This is a genomic window from Rhizobium sp. 22-785-1 (assembly GCF_053521965.1).
In genome coordinates this window covers 107799-123302 of the sequence record NZ_JBNWDI010000006.1, presented here as the reverse complement: position 1 = coordinate 123302, position 15504 = coordinate 107799, and the positions used below count along the sequence as shown (strand labels likewise).

The 15504-nt window shown below is 57.3% G+C and carries 14 protein-coding genes; 9 read left to right on the top strand and 5 right to left on the bottom strand.

Features of this window, described 5'->3' with window-relative positions; all coding sequences use genetic code 11:
• Nucleotides 1-1191 (bottom strand): sialidase family protein, encoded by a 1191-nt coding sequence (locus ACQZ5M_RS13850; protein ID WP_296038590.1) that lies wholly within the window; start codon nucleotides 1189-1191, stop codon nucleotides 1-3.
• A gap of 332 nt (nucleotides 1192-1523) precedes the next feature.
• On the opposite strand from ACQZ5M_RS13850, the gene ACQZ5M_RS13845 reads away from it, so the two are divergent.
• Complete coding sequence (locus tag ACQZ5M_RS13845; protein ID WP_449080031.1) at nucleotides 1524-3035, top strand: ABC transporter substrate-binding protein; 1512 nt, start codon at nucleotides 1524-1526, stop codon at nucleotides 3033-3035.
• Between the two features lie 2 nt (nucleotides 3036-3037).
• Here the strand turns inward: ACQZ5M_RS13845 and ACQZ5M_RS13840 are convergent, their stop codons facing one another.
• Nucleotides 3038-3196 carry a hypothetical protein gene (locus tag ACQZ5M_RS13840; protein WP_449080150.1) on the bottom strand — a complete coding sequence of 53 codons (159 nt, stop codon included), beginning with the start codon at nucleotides 3194-3196 and terminating at the stop codon, nucleotides 3038-3040.
• Here ACQZ5M_RS13840 and ACQZ5M_RS13835 point away from each other — a divergent pair.
• From ACQZ5M_RS13835 to ACQZ5M_RS13820, 4 genes are read left to right on the top strand one after another with little or no spacing between them, the layout of a single operon-like run.
• Nucleotides 3132-4046, top strand: a complete 915-nt coding sequence (locus ACQZ5M_RS13835; RefSeq protein ID WP_062426890.1) for an ABC transporter permease — start codon at nucleotides 3132-3134, stop codon at nucleotides 4044-4046. The genes ACQZ5M_RS13840 and ACQZ5M_RS13835 overlap by 65 nt on opposite strands.
• Nucleotides 4047-4058: 12 nt before the next feature.
• Nucleotides 4059-4982, top strand: a complete 924-nt coding sequence (locus ACQZ5M_RS13830; RefSeq protein ID WP_449080030.1) for an ABC transporter permease — start codon at nucleotides 4059-4061, stop codon at nucleotides 4980-4982.
• Nucleotides 4975-6594, top strand: a complete 1620-nt coding sequence (locus ACQZ5M_RS13825; protein WP_449080029.1) for an ABC transporter ATP-binding protein — start codon at nucleotides 4975-4977, stop codon at nucleotides 6592-6594. The genes ACQZ5M_RS13830 and ACQZ5M_RS13825 overlap by 8 nt, the downstream gene beginning before the upstream one ends.
• Before the next feature lie 24 nt (nucleotides 6595-6618).
• Entirely contained in the window at nucleotides 6619-7509 is an 891-nt protein-coding gene (locus ACQZ5M_RS13820; RefSeq protein ID WP_296101371.1) for a dihydrodipicolinate synthase family protein, read from the top strand.
• A 139-nt stretch (nucleotides 7510-7648) separates the two neighbouring features.
• Here ACQZ5M_RS13820 and ACQZ5M_RS13815 read toward each other — a convergent pair whose 3' ends face one another.
• Genes ACQZ5M_RS13815 through ACQZ5M_RS13805 form a run of 3 tightly spaced genes read right to left on the bottom strand, consistent with a single transcriptional unit; the run spans nucleotide 7649 to nucleotide 10645 of the window.
• Complete coding sequence (locus ACQZ5M_RS13815; protein ID WP_449080028.1) at nucleotides 7649-8290, bottom strand: ThuA domain-containing protein; 642 nt, start codon at nucleotides 8288-8290, stop codon at nucleotides 7649-7651.
• Between the two features lie 17 nt (nucleotides 8291-8307).
• Complete coding sequence (locus ACQZ5M_RS13810) at nucleotides 8308-9408, bottom strand: Gfo/Idh/MocA family protein (protein ID WP_449080027.1); 1101 nt, start codon at nucleotides 9406-9408, stop codon at nucleotides 8308-8310.
• 37 nt (nucleotides 9409-9445) lie between these two features.
• Nucleotides 9446-10645 carry an ROK family protein gene (locus ACQZ5M_RS13805; RefSeq protein WP_449080026.1) on the bottom strand — a complete coding sequence of 400 codons (1200 nt, stop codon included), beginning with the start codon at nucleotides 10643-10645 and terminating at the stop codon, nucleotides 9446-9448.
• A 203-nt stretch (nucleotides 10646-10848) separates the two neighbouring features.
• Here ACQZ5M_RS13805 and ACQZ5M_RS13800 point away from each other — a divergent pair, with 203 nt between their 5' ends.
• From ACQZ5M_RS13800 to ACQZ5M_RS13785, 4 genes are all read left to right on the top strand, one after another.
• Nucleotides 10849-12150, top strand: coding sequence for an ABC transporter substrate-binding protein (locus ACQZ5M_RS13800; RefSeq protein ID WP_296038596.1), 1302 nt, complete (start codon nucleotides 10849-10851; stop codon nucleotides 12148-12150).
• Between the two features lie 86 nt (nucleotides 12151-12236).
• Nucleotides 12237-13160: a carbohydrate ABC transporter permease gene (locus ACQZ5M_RS13795; protein WP_449080144.1), complete on the top strand. Its 924-nt coding sequence runs from the start codon at nucleotides 12237-12239 to the stop codon at nucleotides 13158-13160.
• The gene (locus ACQZ5M_RS13790; RefSeq protein ID WP_449080025.1) at nucleotides 13153-14001 is read left to right on the top strand and encodes a carbohydrate ABC transporter permease; all 849 of its coding nucleotides are present in this window, start codon (nucleotides 13153-13155) and stop codon (nucleotides 13999-14001) included. Before ACQZ5M_RS13795 ends, ACQZ5M_RS13790 begins: the two co-directional genes overlap by 8 nt.
• A gap of 13 nt (nucleotides 14002-14014) precedes the next feature.
• The gene (locus ACQZ5M_RS13785) at nucleotides 14015-15088 is read left to right on the top strand and encodes an ABC transporter ATP-binding protein (RefSeq protein ID WP_296019613.1); all 1074 of its coding nucleotides are present in this window, start codon (nucleotides 14015-14017) and stop codon (nucleotides 15086-15088) included.
• Nucleotides 15089-15504: the final 416 nt, after the last annotated feature.

Genomic DNA, 15504 nt, shown 5'->3' with positions numbered 1-15504 from the left:
TCAGTCTCCAGTGCCTGTCCGGTCCCAGCCTGCGGGCAGGTGGACATATTTGATCGCGCGTCGATGATAGGTGTAGGCCAAGTGGAGGCTTCCATCCGGATCCGCCAGCAGCCACGGATAGGACATCTCGAAGTTACGTCCGTCGATGGAATCGTTCGACAGGCAGGTGCCCGGCCCATCTTCGATCATAATGCGTTGCGGGAAGGTCTTGCCACCATCTTCCGAAAGACAAACGCTGACCGGCGCACGCGGAACGCCCCATACCGGGACGATACCGCCTGCCGGGTCAGCATCCGGCCGGGCGTCATCTTCGCCAAGTTCGTCATAGAGCGAAGTGCGACGGTCGCTGGATGCTTCGTGGTTTACCGGATTGCAGATCAGGGCAATACGACCGTCATGAAGCGTGATCGCTGCCAGCGAGGAATTGTTGTTCGGCAGGTCTGTTGCGACGGGAACGCTCCAGCTACGCCCTTCGTCGGTACTGTCCGTCCTAAAAACGAAATCGGCCTGGCGTCGACGGAAGAAGGCAGTGAACCTGCCTGTGCCATCGGACACAGGTGACATATGTACGCAGCCAGTCGATTGCGGCAATTTCTCCAGGCGCCAGGTCCGGCCAGCATCTTCACTGATGCCGACAGCTGCCGTGTCATGGCTACCATTCCATTTCTGGCCGGGGCGCTGGACGCATCGGAATATCGGCAGAAGCCATGCGCCGTCCTTGCGGATCATCAGCGGTGCGCGAACGAAGCTACCGCGTGGCAAGTCCAGGTAGCGACCTTCCGAGGCAAAGAGCCGGGTCGGGTCGATGGGGTCGTTCACCACTTCCGCCATGCGAATGCGGCACTCATCCTGATTGCCGGAAGGCTGGGAGGTATGGAACAGAATGAGCCGCCCGTCGGGAGCCTGAAACAGTACCGGGTTTTGTTCTGAATGATCGGTGTCGGAACTCAAGCGCTGCGCCGGACCCCAGCTAGAGGCATTTTTCCGTAGAACGGATGCGTAGATGGAAATGTCGGATTTGCCTTCGAGAGAGCCACCGAACCAGGCACAAATCAGCGAACCTTCTGCAGTGCGATGCAGGAAAGCGGCATGGTTCTGAATCATGGGCGAAGGCAAAAAGGCAACAGTCCGCCCGTCTTCGGCTTGAGTCAGTCCACCCGTCATCTGTTGCGCTATCTCGTCTGGGGTCATGATGAGCTCCTCTCGCTTCCGGAAATCAGCCAAAATTCGAAAGTTGTCAAGTTTATTTATGTCCTAAAACAGCGAGATATTCCGATTTGCATTTTTTAAAATATTGAAAATAAATAAGAAAATATGATTATGTTTTTGTTTTATATTTTACATCGTAATTCTATTTGACAAGATGGGGCTGTGCGTAGATGCTCAGCGTCAACCTGGTCGATGAGGGCTCAGGATGTCTGTCGGTGCGTTTCGACACATTCAAGCTTCTGGAAGGCGGATCTTGCTCGCTCATCCATGTCGTCGCCTGTCATGTATGGACTTCATCTGGGAGGAGAACAAAGATGAAAAAGACTGCTGTTTCATGTGCCTTGGCGCTAAGTACGCTGGTGATGCCCGCGGTGACGCCGGCCTATGCGGGATCTGGCCCGATCAAGGTCGTGCTGGCCGAAGAAGCGGACCTGCTTGAGCCCTGCATGGCGACGCGATCGAATATTGGCCGTGTCATCATGGAGAATGTCAGCGAAACGCTGACGGAGCTCGACGTGCGCACCGACAAGGGTGTCATGCCGCGCCTGGCGGAAAAGTGGGAGCAGAACTCCGATGGCAGCTGGCGCTTTCATCTCCGTCATGGCGTGAAATTCTCTGATGGCTCAAGCTTCGATGCCAAGGATGTCAAGCACAGCTTCGACCGCATCATGAGCGACAAGAATGCCTGCGAATCCCGCCGTTACTTCGGGGGCATGAAGGTGACGCCTTCTGTCGTCGATGATTACACCATCGACTTCAAAGCCGATCCCGTCCAGCCGATCCTTCCTCTTCTGATGACGCTCGTCACGATTGTTCCAGAAGAGACGCCACTCGAATTTATCCGCGAGCCGGTCGGCACCGGTCCCTACAAGCTCACCAACTGGACGCCTGGCCAGCAGATCGTTCTCACCGGCCGCGACGATTATTGGGGCACCAAGCCCGAAGTGACGGAGGCCACGTATCTGTTCCGCGCCGATCCGGCTGTCCGCGCAGCCATGGTTCAAGCCGGCGAAGCCGATCTATCTCCGTCTATCTCTCAGCTCGATGCGACGAACCCGAAGACTGACTTCTCATATCTCGATAGCGAGACCGTCTATCTTCGCCTTGATCACAACATTGCGCCGCTCAACGATGTACGCGTTCGCCGCGCGCTGAACCTGGCCATCGACCGTCAAGCGTTCCTCGGCACGCTGGTTCCAGAAAGCGCGGTACTTGCAACGGCAATCGTCCCGCCAACCACGCTTGGCTGGAACAAGGACGTCAAGGTGTTCCCCTATGATCCCGACGGCGCCAAGAAGCTACTCGACGAAGCCAAGGCAGATAGTGTGAAGGTCGATACGCCGATCACCATCATCGCGCGCTCGGCCAACTTCCCGAACGTCACCGAAATCATGGAGGCCATTCAGCAGCAGTTGCAGGATGTCGGCTTCAAGGTTGACCTGAAATTCGTCGAAGTCGCAGAACATGAGCGCTATTATTCGAAGCCCTTCGCCAAGGATCGTGGTCCCCAGATCGTCGCTGCCATGCACGACAACTCCAAGGGTGACCCCTCCTTCTCGATGTTCTTCAAATATGCTTCTGACGGCACGCAGTCGGGCTTTTCCGATCCGAAGGTTGATGATCTGATCAAGCGCGCTTCAGCTGCCGTCGGCGATGACCGTGCCAAGCTCTGGTCGGAACTGATCGCCTACCTGCATGACGACGTGGTGGCAGATGTGCTGCTCTTCCACATGGTCGGCTTTGCCCGTGTCTCTGAACGTCTCGACTTCAAGCCGACGATTGCGACGAACTCGATGCTCCAGCTCTCCGAGATCAAGATCAAGTAAGATCACATCCAGCCGGAGATGGCGGCCAGTGCCGCCATCTCGCTTGAACGACGCGCGGCAAAGTGATGCCGCTGCACAGGTTTCTTCGAGGACGCCATGCTGAGTTTCATCCGAAAAAGGGCCGTGGCCAGTCTGATCTCGTTGATCGGGCTGATCGTCATGGTCTTCTTCCTCTCTCGCCTGACCGGCGATCCCGCAGCGCTTTTCCTGCCAGTCGAAGCTTCTGCCGAGTTGAAGAACCAGTTTCGCGAATTGCATGGCCTCAACGATCCTTTGCTTGTCCAATTCGGTCGCTATGTCGGTGACGTGCTGACCGGCGACCTTGGAGAATCGTTGCGCAAAGCCCGGCCTGCACTCGATGTGGTGCTGGAAGCTTTTGTCTGGACTTTGTGGCTTGCGGTCAGCACCATGACACTCGTCACGGTCGCGGCGATTGTCGTTGGCTCCTTCGCCGCCTTCCGTGTCGGTGGGTTTTTCGACCGCTTTTCGTCCATCGTCTCGCTGATCGGCGCGTCTGTGCCGGATTTCTGGCTGGCAATCGTTGCGATTGTGGTCTTCGCCGTCAATCTCACCTGGCTACCGACATCGGGTACGGGCTCCATCTGGCATTGGATCCTGCCGATCGGCGTGCTTTTTGTGCGCCCCTTCGGCATCATCGTTCAGGTTGTGCGCGGGTCCATGATCACGGCGCTGTCGTCTGCTTACGTAAAGACGGCGCGCGCCAAAGGCGTCAAATCCGGTCCGATCATCTTCATTCATGCGCTTCGCAACGCCATGCTGCCCGTGATCACGGTGCTCGGCGATCAAGCGGCAAGCTTGCTTAACGGCGCTGTCATCATCGAAACCATCTTTGGTTTCCCGGGTGTCGGCAAGCTGATGATCGATTCCATCTTGCAGCGCGACTTCAACGTCGTTCTCGCCGCCATTCTGGTCACGGCGGTCGCGATTTTCATCATGAACCTCCTGATCGATCTCGCTTACGCGTTTCTCGATCCACGTATCCGGCATTAGGGAGGGACGACAATGACTGACGTCACGACTGCCACGGATATCGCGTACGAGCCACCCTTCTATCAGCGCATGTTCCGTATGCTTCTCGCCGACAAGTTCGCTCTCGCCGCTGCGATCTTTCTCGTATTCATCATCATTCTGGCAGTGATCGGCCCGAGCTGGCTTGGCGATGTTGCGACGAAGCAGAACTTGCGTGGCCGAAACGCCGCACCCTTCGACTTCGAAAAGGCGTGGGTCTGGTGGATGGGCGCCGACGCGCTCGGCCGTCCGCTTCTCGCCCGCATCATCGTTGCCACCCAGAACACCTTGATGGTGGCGGCGGGTGCGGTGTTGATCTCATCGATCATCGGCACCGCTCTTGGCTTGATCGCGGGTTTTTCTTCGGCAAGGGTCAATCAGGTAATCATGCGGCTCGCGGACGTGATCATGTCATTTCCGTCGCTTTTGATTGCCGTTATCGTGCTCTACATCCTGGGATCGTCGATCCTCAATCTGATGCTGGTTCTGGCGATAACCCGCATCCCTGTCTATCTGCGCACCACCCGCGCCGAGGTTCTGGAAATTCGCGAACGCATGTTCGTGCAGGCGGCACGAGTGATGGGCGCTTCCAACAAGCGCATTCTGTTTCGCCACATCCTTCCCGTCGTGCTGCCAACGCTGACGACGCTCGCCACGCTTGATTTCGCCTATGTGATGTTGGCCGAGAGTGCACTCTCCTTCCTCGGCATCGGCATCCAGCCACCAGAAATCACCTGGGGTCTAATGATAAGCCAAGGGAGGCAGTATCTCACCAACGCATGGTGGCTCTCCTTCTGGCCGGGACTGGCGATCATTCTGACCACCATGTCGCTGAACCTCCTGTCCAACTGGCTGCGCATTGCTCTTGATCCCGTGCAGCGCTGGCGTCTGGAAATGAAGGGCCACAAGAATGGCTGAACATTTACTCGAAGTTCGCAATCTCTCGGTCGAGTTCCACACCGTCAACGGTGTGGTCAAGGCGGTGCGCGACATCTCCTACCATGTCGATCGCGGTGAAACTCTGGCGATCCTTGGCGAGAGCGGCTCCGGCAAGTCCGTCTCCTCATCTGCCGTCATGAACCTGATTGACATGCCGCCGGGTCGCATCACCTCCGGCCAGATCCTGCTGGATGGCGTGGATCTTCTGACCATGCCTTCAGCCCAACGGCGCGAGATCAATGGTCGCCGCATTGCGATGATCTTTCAGGATCCGCTGAGCCACTTGAACCCGGTCTATACTGTCGGCTGGCAAATCCGCGAAGCACTGACAACCCATGGTACGGATGATGCCAAGGCGAAGGCCGAAGCGCTCCGACTGCTTGGCCGTGTTGGTATTCCAAGCCCGGAAACCTCACTCGAAAAATATCCGCATGAATTTTCTGGTGGCCAACGCCAGCGCGTGATGATTGCCATGGCGCTCGCCTTACGCCCGGATATTCTAATCGCCGACGAGCCGACGACGGCACTCGATGTCACGGTTCAGGCGGAAGTGCTGGCGCTTCTCAAGGAGCTTCAGCGGGAAACCGGCATGGCCGTGCTGATCATTACCCACGATCTCGGCGTTGTTGCCGAAATCGCTGATCGTGTGGTGGTGATGGAAAAAGGCGTGCTGGTCGAATCCGGCGCGGTGCGCGACGTCTACAAGAACCCGCAACATGCCTACACGAAGAAGCTGATCGCCGCTGCACCCGGCAAGGGTGAGATGCATGCGCCGCTGCCGGGTGCCGAGCCTGTGCTGAAGGTACGCAACGTCCGCAAGACTTACGGTGCTTTCGAAGCGCTTAAAGGCGTTTCCTTCGACTTGATGGCTGGGGAGACCATGGCCGTCGTTGGCGAAAGCGGGTCGGGAAAATCCACGCTCGCACGCATTCTGCTCAGGCTGGACGAGCCCGATTCCGGGGAAGCTTTCTGGAAGGGCAGGGACCTTTTCACTCTTTCGCCTGCTGAGCTCTACAAGCTTCGTCGCGATCTACAGATGGTGTTTCAGGATCCCACGCAGTCGCTGAACCCACGAATGACGGTCTATCAGCTGATCTCGGAGGCTTGGGTCATTCACCCTGACATACTGCCAAAGGCGAAGTGGCGTGAACGGGTGGCGGAACTTCTGACCCAAGTCGGCCTCGGACCTGAACATATGGGCCGCTATCCGCATCAGTTCTCCGGCGGCCAGCGCCAACGCATCGCGATCGCACGGGCGCTCGCGCTCGAGCCGCAACTGATCATCTGTGACGAGGCGGTCTCAGCACTCGACGTATCGGTGCAGGCGCAGGTCATCGCGCTGCTCGACAAGCTGCGCAAGCAAATGGGAATTGCCTTCATCTTCATCGCCCACGATCTTCCAGTCGTTCGCGACTTTGCCGACCACGTCATGGTGATGCAAAGGGGTGAGGTGGTCGAGATTGGCACGGTGCGTGAAATCTTTGAAACGCCGCGTCAGCCCTATACGCAGGCCCTGCTGGCCGCTGGCCTCGACCCGGACCCGGATGTGCAGGCCGCGCACCGCGCTGCTCGCCTTTCGCACGCATCCTGACTTGGAATTTAAGGAGTACCTATCATGTCTAAAAAGGCCTTCGTCGCGCTCGTCACGTGCTTCAACGAGGACGAAACCATCAATTACGAGGCCACGCGGGCGCAGGTGCGTCGCCAAGTGGCTGCTGGCAACAACATCATGTGCGCTGGCACCAATGGCGACTTTTCCGCGTTGACCTTCGATGAGAAGGTAAAGCTTGCCGAAGCTGTAGTCGATGAAGTCAATGGTCAGGTCGATGTCATCGTCAATGCCGGCATGCCCGCGACATTCGAGACGGTGAAGCTGGCACGCGAATTCGACCGGATTGGTGTCAATGCTATCGCAGTCATCACACCGTTCTTTATCGCCTGCACGCAGGACGGCCTGATCCGCCATTTCTCCACAGTAGCCGATGCGGTGAAGACGCCGATCTACCTCTACGACATCCCGGCGCGCACGCAGAACCACATCGAGCCGGAAACCGCCCGTGCTCTCTCGGCACATGGTAATATTGCTGGGATCAAGGATAGCGGCGGGGCGAAAGAGACGCTGGAAGCCTATCTATCCGTTGCCCGTGATGTGTCCGGCTTCGAAGTGTACTCCGGTCCCGATCACCTGGTGTTGTGGGCGCTGCAAAATGGAGCGGCGGGTTGTATTTCCGGGCTAGGCAACGCCATCCCTCAGGTGCTTGCCGGTATTCTCAACGGGTTCAATGCTGGTGATATTGCCGAAGCAGAACGTCAGCAGGCCTTGTTCACCGCTTTTCGGACCGATCTCTACGCTTTGGGATTTGCTCCGGCTATGGTCAAGCGTGCGCTCTACATCCAGGATGCATCTGTCGGTGCGAGCCGTCAGCCTGCGCTTTTGCCCGATCTGGAGCAGGACGCGAAAATAGCCGAAATCCTGCAAAAGCACGGGTTCATTAAGGCCCGTTGAAGCGGTGACAACCGCACATGCGCACTTTCGGAAAACAACAACAGGCGCGCACTCGTCAAGTTTTGCTCGATAGTTCCGGAATGCTGCGCCGCCGAGGAGGCCGTGCATTCGCGCACGGCCCAAATACCTTTCCGGTAAACTAGCGGGCGGCCCAGTTTGCGCCACGCCGGAAAATCTCCCGCATCTGCGGGACGGCAAATTCCTTTGCCTGATGGCCGAGCGATGAATAGAAGACACGACCTTTCCCGTAGTTGCGCTTCCAGGCAACCGGCATGACGACACCGTCGATCCACCAGGCGTGGTCTCCGGTAAAGGTCGTCGTCGCCAGCACCTCGTTCGAAGGGTCGACCTGCATGTAGTACTGCTCGGACGTGTAGGGGAAATCGGTGATGCCGGCCATGATCGGGTCTTCCGGCTTGGTAATGTTCACGGTGTAGTCGATGATGTTACCGGGGTGGGCAACCCATTGTCCGCCGATCATGAATTGATACTCGACGCATTCGCGAAAACTGTCGCCGGCGCCGCCATGATATCCAGCAATACCGACACCATTCTCGACGGCGGTGGCAAGATTCTTGATCTCTTCCTTTTCGATCTTGGACATGGTGACGATCGGAACGACGAGGCTCAGATCATGAACCGAAGGGTCGGCGAAGGCTTCGGTACTATGTTCGACATAGACCTTGAAACCTTCCTCTTCGAGCAGGTCCTTGATGATGACCGAGCATTCCTCTGGCTCGTGGCCGCTCCACCCGCCCCAGACAATCAGTGCTTCACGCATTTTATTCCTCCTCAGAATTATTTGCCGATCCGACCGTCGACAAGCGACTCGGCCAGCGGGGCCGGGCGGTCGACGACGGTGGTGATGGAAACGGTTGTGCCGGTGTCCGATGCGGTCTGGAACGCTTCCATGACCTCGAGGACATGGAGCGCCAGATCGCCGTTAGCTCTGTGCGGGCGATTGGAGCGGATGGCGTGGGCCATGTCGGCAACGCCAATCGATCGGTAGTTCCCGTCTGCATAGGGCGACGACAGGTCCTGGGTCTCGAATTCGCCACCCTTTTTGAGAAGCTGAACCTCACCTCCGAAGTGGTTGGGATCTGGCACCAAAAGCGTTCCTTCCGTGCCGTATAGTTCAAGCGGGACATGCTTGTGTCCAGCCACGTCGAAACTCATGCCGACCTGAACGACGGCACCGTTTTGGAATGCCAGCGCGCCCGCGACATGGGTCGCCACATGGACCGGGATTTTTTCGCCGTTACGGGGCTCGCTGGTGATCAGGCGCTCTGAGCGGGGCGAGAAGGCAAAGCCTGCAACTTTAGCGACGGGTCCGAAGAGGTTGACGAGGTCGGTGATGTAATAGGGGCCCATGTCCAGCATCGGTCCGCCGCCAACTTCGTAGTAGAAGGCGGGGTTGGGATGCCACCGTTCGTGTCCTGGGCACATGAAGGTCGCCGTGCCGCCGACCGGAGTGCCGAGAACGCCCTGATCGATGAGCGTCCGTGCCGTCTGATGACCGCCACCGAGGAAAGTATCCGGCGCCGCACCAATGCGAAGCGTCTTGCTTTTCGCCGCTTCAGCGAGCTTTTTGCCCTCAGCGAAGTTGATGCCCAACGGCTTTTCGGAATAGGTGTGCTTTCCGGCATCCAGTGCTCTGAGACCCACTTCGACATGTGCCTTGGGGATCGTCAGGTTGACGATGATCTCTATTTCCGGATCCGCCAGCAGTTCCTCGACGCTTCGCGCGGTGACATTGAACTCCTCAGCCTTTGCTCTGGCCATGTCCGAATTCATATCCGCGACACCCTTGATGTCGAGGATGGGGAACGATGCCATCGCCTTCAAATAAGCGCCCGAGATATTCCCGCATCCGATGATGCCGATGCCGACCTTTTGCATATTCTTCTCTCCCATCATGCTTTCGCCCGCTCACTCCTCAGAGAGCTGGGCCTGTGGTGTTCCAAGGCGATTCATAAAGTTCGTACAGCGCGACAGCCGCAGCACCCTGTGCCCAGAGTTCGTCGCTACAATCGTCGAAAACCAGTTCCGCCACGCCCTGAAGGGATGGCGGTACGGAAATCTCGTAGGCGCTTCTGATGCTATCGATGAACGGGGCACCGAGGTCGAGGCTGGAGCCGACGAAGATGACGCGCGGCGGCGCAAACAAGGTCACGATATTGGCGAGCGTCAGGCCTATCGCCGCACCCGCACGATGGGCGGCGGCGATAAGATCGTTGTCCTGCGCAAGCACCAGCGCCTGCGCATGTTGGATGCCCCGCCCAAGCCGGATAGCCTCGGCAAAACGCCCGTCAGCCGGTCTTGATGCGAGGATCGCGTTTTCGCCTGCCTGGCTTGCCAGCCGAACCGTGCTTTCCGGGTTTGCGACGAGCACGAGGTCGCCGAGATTGTGGCTAAGGCCACCTGCGCCGCGGAAGAGATCGTTCCTGTGCAGCACGCCGAGTCCGAGTGTCTGCTCCAGGGAAATTAGCACCATGTCCTCGAGGTCGCGCGCCTTGCCGAACCAGTGGTGGCCAAGTGTTACGGCATGGGCATCGCTCTCGATGATCGTGGGAGTTCCGAAACGCGAGGTCATCTCGCCGGCAAAATCGATGTTGACTTCGCGTAGTACCGGGCTGAAACGGATTTTACCGGTGCGATGCTCGATTACACCGGGCAAACCGAGGCAGACCCGATCGACGTCCTCAAGCGAAAGCCCTGCATCGACAACGCATCGACGAACGCCGTCTTCGATCAGGTCAGCAATGACGCCGATGGGTTGGCGATCGATGCGGATTGGTAGCGACAGCGAAGACAGCACGTTACCGCAGAAATCGGTGACGACGAAGACCATGCGGTTGGCAGCGATCTTCGCACCAACCACGCGCGCGGCATCTGGATTGAGTTCAAGCATGACGCGTGGACGACCGCGCGCGCCTTCTGTTCTTATATCCCCTAGGTGGCGCGACAGGATGAGCCCGTCATCCAGTAACGATGCCGTTATCGCCGAAACAGTGGTGGTGGAGAGCTGGGTTCTTTCGCTGATCTCTACGCGTGAGATGGGGCCGTGACGACGGATCGTGTCGAGGACGTTCAAGCGATTGATTGCACGCATCAGTTCGGGGTCGGCAGTCTTCATGGGTCCAGTCGCAGCGAGCTTGAGCAGAGCAAATCCGATGTCCTATTAATATCGGATCGCGGATTAAATAGCGTCAAGATCGGCACCCATGTCAAGCATTGCTCGGAAAAATATTGGCGATGCCTTGACAGTCATCCAATTCTTATATGAATTAATTCGGATTGGGGAATAAATGTGAGGAAGTCCCCGGGAGGATCACCATCATGACGTATATGCACGCAGGCGCAAGCCTGGGCGGCAAGCTGATAACGCTTGCCTCAACCACAGCCATTACCTTCTTGCTCGGCGCAGCGAGCGTTTCTGCCGCAACGGTCGTCAAGTGGATGCATGTTGAACTCGATCCGAAATCCGTGGCCGTCTGGGAGGAGATTGCCAAGGATTACGAGACCAAACATCCTGATGTCGACATCCAGCTACAGTTCCTAGAAAACGAAGCCTTCAAGGCAAAGCTTCCGACCCTGCTACAATCAAATGACGTGCCCGACTTCTTCTACAGCTGGGGTGGTGGCGTGCTTGAGGAGCAGTCGAAAACCGGTGCTCTGAAAGATCTCACCGAAGTTTTCGATGCCGATGGCGGCAAGATCAGAAACGCCTATAACCCGGCGGCCATCGACGGCCTGTCTTTCGATGGCAAAGTCTGGGCCGTGCCTTACCGTGTTAGCCTCGTCAGCTTCTTTTACAACAAGGAGCTGTTTTCCAAGGCTGGCGTGAAGGCGGAAGATATCAAGACGTGGGATGATCTCGGTGCCGCTGTGAAGAAGATCAAAGAGGCTGGCATCGTTCCGATTGCCGGTGGCGGTGGCGAGAAATGGCCGATCCATTTCTACTGGAGTTACCTCGTCATGCGCAATGGAGGCCAGTCGGTCTTCGAGGCGGCAAGCAAGGGCGAGGGCGAAGGCTTCATGGATCCTGCCATCATCAAGGCCGGTGAGCAGCTTGCCGAATTTGGCAAACTCGAGCCATTCCAGCCTGGCTATCTCGGCGCTACTTGGCCTCAGGCGCTTGGCGTCTTCGGCGACGGAAAAGCTGCTATGATCCTTGGTTTCGACAATACCGAAGCCAATCAACGCAAGAATGCAGGTGATGGCAAGGGTCTCGCTTCCGACAATCTCGGACGCTTCGCTTTCCCGATGGTCACGGGCGGTGCGGGTAAAGCCACCGATACTCTGGGCGGCCTGAACGGATGGGCGGTGACGAAGAATGCTTCCAAGGAAGCTATCGATTTCGCCACCTTTCTCACCAACGCGGATAACGAGAAGAAACTCGCCGCAGCCGGCATGATCTTGCCCGTTGCAGTCGGTGCGAGTGAAGCGGTGAAGGATCCGCTTATGGCCGATTCCGCCAAGCAACTTGCGGCCTCCACCTGGCATCAAAACTTCTTCGACCAGACGCTCGGTGCCGCCGTCGGCCGCGTCGTCAACGATATATCCGTCGAGATCGTCTCCGGTCAGATGACGGCCGAAGAGGGTGCACAGCAGATCCAGGATGCTTTCGAGCTTCGCTGATCCCGCCTGAACGATAGGCGTCGTCAATGTACGGCGCCTATCGCCACCGCGTGAATACGAAAGCGGATAAAATGACCAATATTTCCATGAACGCTGCGCCGGCGCTGGCAAGCCCTGTCGTAAAGTCGAAACGGAAACGGAGCTCCGTTGCGCATGACCGCGCGCTGACCTTGTTGATATTCCTGCCCCCGGCGCTCTTGTTGTTCACCCTCTTCGTTATTCTGCCGATGGGAGAGGCGGCCTGGTACAGCCTGTACCGTTGGAATGGCTACGGTACGCCGAGCGAGTTCATTGGGCTGAAGAATTTTCAGGTTCTGTTTGGCAATGCTGCCTTTTCGCAAGCGCTGATCAACAATGCGCTGATCATCGTGATTTCGATCTGCATACAGATCCCGCTGGCAATCTGGCTTGCGACGATGTTGGCCCATCGCATTCCGGGCGTCGTGGCTTTTCGTCTCGTTTTCTTCCTGCCGTACGTTCTGGCAGATGTCGCGGCAGGTCTTATCTGGCGCTTTGTCTATGACGGCGACTACGGGCTATTCGCTGCCATCTCAAACTTCTTCGGCTTTGCCAACCCCTATGTGCTGGCGGATAAGGATGTCGCGATCTATGCCGTCCTCGCCGTTATCGTCTGGAAGTACTTCGGCTTCCACATGATGCTGTTTATCGCCGGGCTGCAATCGGTGGACAAGAACGTGCTGGAGGCCGCTGAGATCGATGGGGCAAGCGGCTGGCAGAAGTTTAGGTACGTGACGCTCCCGATGCTCGGTTCGACTGTCCGGCTATCGATCTTCTTTGCCGTGATTGGCTCGTTGCAGCTCTTCGATATGATCATGCCGCTGACCGGCGGCGGCCCATCCAATTCTACCCAGACGATGGTGACGTTCCTTTACACATATGGCGTCATGCGCATGCAGGTTGGGCTTGGAAGTGCTGTCGGGGTGGTGCTGTTTATTATCTGCGTCACGCTTGCCTTCGGTTACAAAAGGATCTTCATGCGCCATGACTGATACGTCCACATCCGTCCGCGTCAGCGTGCAGACGAGGATCTACCTCTATGTGTCGCTAACCCTTATTGCCGCCATCGTCCTGATACCGCTGCTCACGACCGCGCTTGGGGGCTTCAAGACGCTCGGTGATCTGCGCGTCAATCCTTTCGGTCTGCCAGCGGAGTGGCAGTGGGCCAACTACGGCGATATCCTGCTCGGAAAGCGCTACTGGCTGCAGATTTTCAACTCGCTCGTCATTGCCGTTCTGACGGTGTTTTTGACGCTCGTCGTTTCGGCGATGGCAGCCTTCACCTTCGCGCATGTGAAATTCTTCGGCTCCAACTTTCTGCTCAATTACTTCCTGTTGGGACTGATGTTCCCTGCCGCCACAGCCATTCTGCCGCTCTTCATCCGCATTCGCGATCTCGGGCTGCTTGACACCTATTGGGGCGTTGTGCTGCCGCAGGTGGCATTTGGTCTGGGGATGAGCATCCTGCTGTTCCGCAACTATTTCAGAAATCTGCCCGACGAACTCTTTCAGGCAGCGTTTGTCGATGGCTGCGGCTACCTGAAATTCTTCTGGCATATCTCCTTGCCGCTTTCGCGGCCCATTATCGCGACGGTCGGCATCGTTTCCTTCGTCGGCAGCTGGAACAGCTACATTTTGCCACTCATCATGCTCAACTCGGAATCCAAATACCCTTGGCCGCTCGGCATTATGGTCTATCGCGGTGAGTTCGGCACGGAATGGCAGCTGGTCCTTGCCTTCATCACCATGACGATCCTGCCAACCATCATCGTGTTCTTCTTAGCGCAAAAACACATCATCGCGGGTCTGACGGCCGGCGCCGTCAAGTCCTGAGGAGGAGAAGACAATGGCATCTGTGGAACTGAAAGATATTCGCAAATCCTACGGCTCGCTTGGCGTCATCCATGGCATTTCACTGGAGATAGCCGATGGCGAGTTCATCGCGCTCGTCGGACCTTCGGGCTGCGGAAAGTCCACGCTGCTGCGCATGATTGCGGGACTCGAGGAAATCACCGAAGGTGACATCCTGATCGGCGGCAACATCGTCAATGAGATGACGCCGCGCGAACGCAACATCGCTATGGTGTTTCAGTCCTATGCGCTTTATCCGCATATGACCGTGGCCGAAAATATGGGCTTCAACCTGAAGATCGCGGGCCAACCCAAGGCAGTCATCGAAGAGCGCGTCACCGAAGCCGCCCGGATGCTGGACCTCGCCAATCTGCTGGATCGCAAACCGTCGCAGCTTTCCGGCGGCCAGCGCCAGCGTGTGGCGATGGGGCGGGCTGTCGTGCGCAATCCTGCGGTCTTTCTCTTCGACGAGCCGCTTTCCAATCTTGACGCGAAACTGCGCGTGCAGATGCGCAGCGAAATCAAAACCCTGCATCAGAAGGTCGGCACGACATCGATCTATGTCACACACGATCAGATCGAAGCCATGACCTTGGCGGACCGCGTCGTTGTCCTCAATCAGGGGCGCATCGAGCAGCAGGGAACGCCGCTCGAGCTTTACAAGAAACCCGCCAACCTGTTTGTCGCCGCCTTCATCGGTTCACCTGCGATGAATCTCATCGAATGCATCGTGGATGGCGAAGATGGCGCGCCCGCTGCGAGATTGGATGACGGAACAGCCATTCGCATTGCGACCGATCGCAAAGTTAAGCGCGGGCAATCGGTGACGATTGGACTACGTCCCGAGCACTTCGCCATGGGCGGCGAAGGCGACGTGACGGTGTCCGGAAACACCTTGCTGGTGGAACCGACGGGTGCGCAGACCCATGTAGTGTTTGATCTTGCCGGACATCACGTGACCGCGGTGGTTGACGGCGAACAACTGGTGCGAACGAATTCGCTGTTCGCCGCTAACATCAATCACGAGCGGGTTCATGTTTTTGACAGGGCAAGTGGATTGGCGCTTTGAGGCTTGGGCAAATGCATGTGGCCAAGCCGCCCTCGCTAGCCGCCGCTTGCCGGTGATGTCAGCATAATCGAAGTTAATTTCGAATTTCTTTTTCGATCCAGGCGCGTCCATCGTGGAAACGCGTATTAGCGGGCTGCGCCAAAAGATCGATAAGCCTTCGAGACAGCTTTGATTCAGACCATCCGCAATATGGGATGCCGGATCCGTGCGCCTCACGGATCTTTCGTCCGGCCGCTCTTTTCGGACCTCCGCCAAGGTTGCCATAGACGTTATAGTTTCCATGAGCCTTGGCGGTACTCCGTAGAAGCATGCGATGGGCTGTTTTCTCCAGACTCATGATCTTGCTGACAACCCGGCCCTATGCTTCCATGGGCGGCGCCGATGACCATAATGCGATACTTCGAAAAACGGCTTGC

Bases quoted from the DNA above. Each gene is read 5' to 3' on its own strand.
- ACQZ5M_RS13795 (WP_449080144.1), top strand. From the start codon at position 12,237: ATGAACGCTGCGCCGGCGCTGGCAAGCCCTGTCGTAAAGTCGAAACGG.
- ACQZ5M_RS13830 (WP_449080030.1), top strand. From the start codon at position 4,059: ATGACTGACGTCACGACTGCCACGGATATCGCGTACGAGCCACCCTTC.
- ACQZ5M_RS13850 (WP_296038590.1), bottom strand. From the start codon at position 1,191: ATGACCCCAGACGAGATAGCGCAACAGATGACGGGTGGACTGACTCAA.
- ACQZ5M_RS13825 (WP_449080029.1), top strand. From the start codon at position 4,975: ATGGCTGAACATTTACTCGAAGTTCGCAATCTCTCGGTCGAGTTCCAC.
- ACQZ5M_RS13820 (WP_296101371.1), top strand. From the start codon at position 6,619: ATGTCTAAAAAGGCCTTCGTCGCGCTCGTCACGTGCTTCAACGAGGAC.
- ACQZ5M_RS13805 (WP_449080026.1), bottom strand. From the start codon at position 10,645: ATGAAGACTGCCGACCCCGAACTGATGCGTGCAATCAATCGCTTGAAC.
- ACQZ5M_RS13840 (WP_449080150.1), bottom strand. From the start codon at position 3,196: ATGACGATCAGCCCGATCAACGAGATCAGACTGGCCACGGCCCTTTTT.
- ACQZ5M_RS13785 (WP_296019613.1), top strand. From the start codon at position 14,015: ATGGCATCTGTGGAACTGAAAGATATTCGCAAATCCTACGGCTCGCTT.
- ACQZ5M_RS13810 (WP_449080027.1), bottom strand. From the start codon at position 9,408: ATGCAAAAGGTCGGCATCGGCATCATCGGATGCGGGAATATCTCGGGC.
- ACQZ5M_RS13845 (WP_449080031.1), top strand. From the start codon at position 1,524: ATGAAAAAGACTGCTGTTTCATGTGCCTTGGCGCTAAGTACGCTGGTG.
- ACQZ5M_RS13815 (WP_449080028.1), bottom strand. From the start codon at position 8,290: ATGCGTGAAGCACTGATTGTCTGGGGCGGGTGGAGCGGCCACGAGCCA.
- ACQZ5M_RS13800 (WP_296038596.1), top strand. From the start codon at position 10,849: ATGACGTATATGCACGCAGGCGCAAGCCTGGGCGGCAAGCTGATAACG.
- ACQZ5M_RS13835 (WP_062426890.1), top strand. From the start codon at position 3,132: ATGCTGAGTTTCATCCGAAAAAGGGCCGTGGCCAGTCTGATCTCGTTG.
- ACQZ5M_RS13790 (WP_449080025.1), top strand. From the start codon at position 13,153: ATGACTGATACGTCCACATCCGTCCGCGTCAGCGTGCAGACGAGGATC.